The sequence below is a fragment of the Epibacterium sp. MM17-32 genome (assembly GCF_022348205.1).
Lineage (GTDB): Bacteria > Pseudomonadota > Alphaproteobacteria > Rhodobacterales > Rhodobacteraceae > Epibacterium.
In genome coordinates, this window is the sequence record NZ_JAKRFC010000033.1 from 1 (window position 1) to 5833 (window position 5833).

Genomic DNA, 5833 nt, shown 5'->3' on the forward strand with positions numbered 1-5833 from the left:
CTACACGCTGACCATCCGCGACCACGGCTTCAACGCCAACCTCGGCAAGGCCGCGAACCAGGACGATCTGTCCCTGCAGGCCGTCATCCCCTGGGGCCCCAAAGACGCCGCGTGATTGGCGTGCTGGCAGGGGCTCACCTCTGCCAGCACGTTTACAGCTGTAAACGCAGGCGCGAGCCGATCAGCGGATATAGTCGCTTTCTGCCCCATTAAACACTATATAGAGGAAAAATCTTGACTTAGCGTCGTGAATCACGGCTTTTATCCCCAAGTGGCGCGAAAAAGGCCACATTTTCGAATTTGGGGCAACTAGATGATTCCTGTGACACCTCTGGCAAATGACAAGCCTTCAGCGCTCGCGACCGATATTTCCGAGAGATTGAATGCTGCCATCCGGGAGCATCTTCTTTCCGCTTTTGCCCCAGATAGCACCAAGACGCTACGATCTTTTTCTGCACCTGAGGCTGCAGATCTCCTCGGAGTCTCTGGTCAGTTCATGCGAAAACTGCATTCGGAGGGGACGATACCGGAGCCCGAGGATGTTCGTGGTGGGCGGCGGTTCTACACTGCGCAGGAGATTTGGAACGCGCGCGAGATCCTTGAGAAGTCATCACGCAAGAAAGGGCGCTACCTGCCGCGCCGGTCTGGTGATGAGAAACTGCAAGTCTGGCAGCTGATGAACTTCAAGGGCGGTTCGAGCAAAAGCACCACGAGCATCCATCTTGCGCATTATTTTGCGCTTCGCGGCTACCGCGTTCTGGTCGTCGACCTGGATCCTCAAGGGTCGCTGACATCCATGTGCGGTATTAGCCCAGAGATCGAGTTTGATGGGCTTACAGTCTATGACGCGATCCGATACGACGATCCCGTCAGTATGGCCGACGTCGTCGTTCCTACTTACTTCCCGGGCCTTTCGATCGCGCCGTCGCGTCTCATGTTGTCGGAGTTTGAGACCGAATCTGCTGTCCACTCGAACCCTGACCAACCGTTCTTCACGCGCATCCGCAATGCATTGTCTCAGGTCGAGAACGATTTTGACCTGGTCTTGATGGATAGCCCGCCCCAGCTGGGTTTTTTGACCATCGCCGGAATGGCTGCGGCGAGTTCACTGATCGTGCCTTTAACGCCCTCGATGTTAGACGTTTCGTCGACTGCGCAGTTCCTGGAACTCGCTGGCGCCTATATGGGGGTGATCGAAGATGCTGGTGCGACGCTGCAGTATGATCACTTCAAGTTCCTGATCACCCGGGATGAGCCGACAGATGTTCCCTCTCAGCAACTGACTTCGTTTATGCGAGCTCTTTTTCAGGATCGCGTCATGTCGGCGACCGCTCTCAAGAGCACTGCAATCAGTGATGCGACCATGCTCAAGCAATCCATCTACGAAGTTGTGCGCTCGGAGATGACCCGAGCGACCTATGACCGCGCGAAGGGTTCGATGGATGCTGTCGGTCACGAGGTGGAAGTGATGATCCACCAATCATGGGGGCGTAAGTAATGGCCAGGAAGTCCCTTCGGGATATGTCGGGTATCGCCAATACCATCGCGCGATCCAGTAACACTTCGACCGAAAGACCCCCCAAGACAAGTGCTCCTGCGTTGGGCGCCCTTCAGGGGTCACTTGCGTCTATCCGCGAGATCGATCCCAGCTTGATCGATGATTGGGGGCCAAAGGATCGGCTGGACGAGTTTACAGCTGTAAACGCAGAAGATGACGGCGAGGGGTTCGAAGCGCTCAAGAGCAGTATCCGCGATGGCGGTCAGCAGGTGCCCATTCTAGTGCGCCGCTCAAAATCCGCAGAGGGGCGCTTCGAAGCCATCTATGGCCGCCGCCGTTTGAAGGCGTGCCGGGAGCTTGGCATCAAGGTCCGGGCCAACGTTCAAGACATCGACGACGCGACGGCTTTGTTGGCCAAGGGGCTGGAAAATGCGGCGCGTCGCAACCTCTCGTTCTACGAGAAGGCGCGTTTTGCCGAGGCCATTCAAGCCGCAGGCCACGAGAGTGCGACTGTGCGCCAGGTCTTGAACCTTTCCGCCTCTGGGCATTCGCACCTGACCAAGGTGACGCAGAATGTCCCGACCCGAGTGGGCGACCTGATTGGTGCGGCACCCAAATCTGGTCGGCCGCGGTGGACAGACCTTGCCGAGCTTTTCCTCGAACGAAAACTCACCGAAAAAGTCGCGCTCGACCTTCTTTCCAAGATAAGCGCTTCGTTGACGTCTGATGAGAGGTTGGAAGCGCTGATCAAGGAAGCAAACAAGCGCGGAGCGAAAGTGTCCAGCGGTCCTCGTGAGATAGCGCCGATGGACGGCGTAGTCATCAAAGCAGGTCGAGGGAGCGTGTCTCTTTCGGTGAAGAAGTCCGGCACAAGTGCTGACTTCGCAAATTGGCTTGAGGCCAATCTCGAGGACATCATCAAGAGATCCTATGCCGAATTTACAGATGTAAACTCGGAGGATGGCAAGTGAGGAAGAGCAGAAAGGAGGAAAGGTAAACAAAGAAAGCCCCCGAAACCGAAGCTTCGAGGGCTGCTGCGTAGAACGCAATTCTTAGATTAGACACCTAGAATCTAGCAGCCAGCGAATCGCCACACAAGAGAAAACGCTTCTGAGCGAACGGGATTTCTTTGTCTGCTGACAAAGCATGGAAAAATTTAGGGACGCTCCTTCAGGAGCAACTGAGGCGGTCACGTCTCAGCACAGGAGAGGCTTGCCCATCGGAGGACAGTCCTCAGGTTGGCGCAAGCCGACACCGGGTCTTGGCATTGCAGAGCAGCTTGCCCAAGCCGGTGAACGGGTAGCTGTACCCAAAACGCGGGCCTTCGTGGCTGTCAAGCGGGTGGGGGCATACATTGGCCTCAAGGCTGGAGACATGATGCTCCTCGATACGCTCGGGGCCTTTACTCAGGCCCAGGACTGGGAGGAAGGGCAGCGCCCGATCGTCTGGGCGTCGAACGCCTATCTGATGGAGCAGACGGGGTTCTCGCTTTCTGCGCTCAAGCGTCATGCGCGGCGCCTGGCCGAGCTCGGCGTGATTTCCTTCCAGGATAGTCCGAACGGCAAGCGATGGGGCCGCAGGGACGCCGAGGGGCGTATCGTCGAGGCCTATGGCTTTGATTTGTCGCCGCTGTCGGCGCGTGTCGAGGAGTTCGAGGAACTGCATGCCGATTTGCAGGCCGAGCGCGAAGTCTGTCAGCGCCTGAAGCGCCATATCACAGTGGCGCGCCGGATGATCCGTGCACGGATCGATGCCGCCGTCAGCAGCGCTTTGCGCGGGCCCTGGGCACAGTTCACGGGCCTCTTTGATGAGCTTCTGGATCGACTTCCTCGCGGCCATGAAGCGTCCGAGCAGCTTGCACGGCTGCTGGGCTGGTTCAGGGAGCTTCAGGAGCGGGTCGAGGCCGCCTATCTCAAGGCAACTCAGGTGGTTGAGCCTGTGGAAAACACGCTGGACACTAAGGAACAAGCTTCTGAGAAGACTCAAGAAATGAACCCCAGGGAGGTCATTTCTGAACCTCATATACTAATTACAAACCAACTTAATCCTGTAATTCGTAATTCCTCTGAAAAAGAGGAAGCGGCGGCCGTGGTTCCCAATGCTCAGACCGAGGATCGGGTTGATAGGGAGTTGGAAGAATGGGTTGCCGAGGTGCGCAAGAAGCGTACTGCGCTGGATCTGCCCACAATCATGCAAGCCTGTCCGGAATTCGCATCCTGGGCGCGCAATATGGGTGGTTTCCTCAAGGACTGGGGCGATCTGCACCGGGTTGCGGGGCAACTCAGGCCAATGATCGGGATCTCGGAACATGCCTGGAACGTGGCGCAGGACCGAATGGGCACTCAGGTGGCAACGGCAGCATTTGCACTTGTCTTCGAGAAACACAGCGCGGGTGAAGTTACCTCGCCGGGCGGATATCTGCGCGGCATGGTCGAGAAAGCCGGGGCAGGGGAGTTGCACCTCGAGCGCAGCTTCTATGGCAGGCTCAGCGGGCAGGCGGCGTGATGTTGATTGATGTGGTGTGTTGGCATATATTGCCAATGATGGAGGGCCGATAGATGGTGACACGCAATGTCGTTCTGACCGAAACCCAGGACCAGCTGGTTCAGGCTTTGGTTGCTTCCGGACGTTATCAGAACGTCAGCGAGGCGATGCGCGCGGGGCTTCGGCTGTTGGAGCAGGAAGAAGCCCAACTTGCCGGTATCCGACAGGGCTTGTTCGAGGGATTGGCGCAGGCAAGGGCGGGCGACTTTGCCGAAGGTAGCGGTGACGACGCGATCCGGCGGGCATTTCGGCAAGCCCGCGCATCTTCATGAGCCGATCCCTGCGGCTGACGCGTCGCGCAGAGGCCAGTTTGGTCGAGATTGCCAAATGGACGATCGAACAATTCGGGCTCAAGCAGGCTGAACTTTATGAGGACGAGGTGCTCACGCGCTGTCAGGCTATCCTGAACGGTCAGACGCACAGCCGAAGCTGTGCGGTTCTGGTCGATGAAGCAGCCGATCTGCGGTTCGCGAGGGCAGGGGAGCATTTCCTGGTGTTTCTGGATCAGCCTGACGAGGTCATCATCGTGGATATCCTGCATTCCCGCAGCGATCTTCCGCGTCATGTCGCGGCGTTGGCTACCCTCAGAAATGTCGGCCTATAGTCCCGCTGCCTTGGTCAGGTTCACGCGGAACCTGTCGCGGCGGCGTTGATAGCGGCGGGTCATTTCGGCGCTGGCGTGACCAAGCTGCTTCTGGACGTAGCGCTCGTCAACTTCGGCTGAACTGGCGAGGCCGGCGCGCAAGCTGTGGCCAGAGAACAGCGCCAGCCGATCTTTCTCGGGCAGTTCGGATCGGATGCCTGCGTCCATTACTGTGCGCTTGATCAGGCGTGCGACATGCTTGTCGTTGAGCCTCGTTTCGGAGGCCCGTTTGCCATCGCGCGAGGTGCCGACGAAGACTGGCCCAAAGTCGATCCTGGCGAAGTGCAGCCATTGCTCGACCGCATGAACGGGACAAGTCTGTTCCTTCGAGCCGCGGCCGATCTCGACCTCGCGCCAGCCCGTCTTGGCGTTGAGGGTCAGGAGGGCGCCCTGGTCGAAGATCTCGATCCAGCCGCCAGAATCTGGTGTGTCGTCCTTGTGCACATCAAGACTGACGATTTCCGAGCGGCGCAGGCCCCCGGCATATCCCAGCAGCAGGATCGCCCGATCCCGAAGCCCACGCAGGCCGAAAGGAAGGGTGGCCACCATCGCGAGGATGTCCTCGGCGAGGATAGCGGCCTTCTGGACCGGTGGGCGCGCGTGCTTTCGCTTGATCCCGGCCAGCACCGTGGCGATGTGCCGGTTCTTGCGATCGAGGGTGAAACCTCGCTGCGCGTAGTTCCAGGTGAGGCCCGACAGGCGGCGGTCGATGGTCGCAACCGAAAGGGCAGGGGAGGGGCCTGAGCCCGCCGCCAGATCCGCCATGTAGAGCCCGATCATCTCGGGCGAGGGGGGCAGGGGCTCGGCACCTTTCATACGGCACCAGCGGGTGAAATGCGCCCAGTCCTTCGCATAGGCCTTCAGCGTGTTCTCAGAGGCCGCGGCGCGGGCATAATCGCGCGCGGTGTCGACCAGCCGGTCGAGTGCGCCGGAGCCAGCCACAAAGGAAGGGAGCGTCAGAGCCTCGCGGTCAGGGTGCGCTCTCTCGTTGTCCTCGTCGCTCTCGGCGACCGGAGACCGGTTTGCCGTGCCCGAGCTCGATTTTTCGGTGTTTTCTGACTGTCGTTCTTGTTCCATTAGTGGACACTAACTTATTGATATCATTACGTTCATGTTCTTGTTTCATTTCCGGATTATAGTTTCATTAT

Annotated in this window: 6 protein-coding genes; 5 read left to right on the forward strand and 1 reads right to left on the reverse strand. The window is 58.6% G+C overall.

Going from position 1 to position 5833, the window contains the following annotated elements:
• The first annotated feature begins 313 nt into the window (after positions 1–313).
• The 5 genes from repA (at position 314) to MHM88_RS23005 (ending at position 4646) form a co-directional block, all read left to right on the forward strand.
• Positions 314–1498 carry a plasmid partitioning protein RepA gene (gene repA / locus MHM88_RS22985; RefSeq protein ID WP_239369293.1) on the forward strand — a complete coding sequence of 395 codons (1185 nt, stop codon included), beginning with the start codon at positions 314–316 and terminating at the stop codon, positions 1496–1498.
• A gap of 23 nt (positions 1499–1521) precedes the next feature.
• Entirely contained in the window at positions 1522–2469 is a 948-nt protein-coding gene (repB, locus tag MHM88_RS22990) for a plasmid partitioning protein RepB (RefSeq protein ID WP_239369295.1), read from the forward strand.
• Positions 2470–2644: 175 nt separating this feature from the next.
• Positions 2645–4003, forward strand: coding sequence for a plasmid replication protein RepC (repC, locus tag MHM88_RS22995; protein WP_370687542.1), 1359 nt, complete (start codon positions 2645–2647; stop codon positions 4001–4003).
• A gap of 53 nt (positions 4004–4056) precedes the next feature.
• Positions 4057–4314: a type II toxin-antitoxin system ParD family antitoxin gene (locus tag MHM88_RS23000; protein ID WP_239369297.1), complete on the forward strand. Its 258-nt coding sequence runs from the start codon at positions 4057–4059 to the stop codon at positions 4312–4314.
• On the forward strand, positions 4311–4646 hold the full coding sequence (locus MHM88_RS23005; protein ID WP_239369299.1) for a type II toxin-antitoxin system RelE/ParE family toxin: 336 nt from the start codon (positions 4311–4313) through the stop codon (positions 4644–4646). Before MHM88_RS23000 ends, MHM88_RS23005 begins: the two co-directional genes overlap by 4 nt.
• Here the strand turns inward: MHM88_RS23005 and MHM88_RS23010 are convergent.
• Positions 4641–5762: a tyrosine-type recombinase/integrase gene (locus tag MHM88_RS23010; protein ID WP_239369301.1), complete on the reverse strand. Its 1122-nt coding sequence runs from the start codon at positions 5760–5762 to the stop codon at positions 4641–4643. The genes MHM88_RS23005 and MHM88_RS23010 overlap by 6 nt on opposite strands.
• Positions 5763–5833 lie beyond the last annotated feature (71 nt).